General features: G+C 71.3%; 1 protein-coding gene. It reads right to left on the reverse strand.

All coding sequences use genetic code 11. From position 1 onward, the window contains the following. Positions 1–251, reverse strand: a 251-nt coding sequence (locus ACLJNW_RS27060) for a hypothetical protein (RefSeq protein WP_410961638.1), incomplete at both ends; no start/stop codon positions are given.

Genomic DNA, 251 nt, shown 5'->3' on the forward strand with positions numbered 1-251 from the left:
TCCTTGACCACCGACACGTAGGCATCGTCGGTGATCGCCTGCTCCAGCCGGGCTGCCAGCTCCAGCGCCTCGCGCAGCGATTTCGGCGGCCCCTCCTGCGCATCCGCGGCGCGCGCTTCGAGACGCGAGCGGGCCTCGTCCAGCCCCTGAAGGACCAGGCGATTGACCTGGGCGACCTGGGCCGCCTGCTGCAACAGCGGCTCGCCGTCGTGCCCCTGGCTCTCCTTCAGCGCATAGGCGCCATCCTCGGC

Source organism: Salmonella sp. SAL4457 (genome assembly GCF_046548235.1).
GTDB classification, from domain to species: domain Bacteria; phylum Pseudomonadota; class Gammaproteobacteria; order Enterobacterales; family Enterobacteriaceae; genus Salmonella; species Salmonella enterica.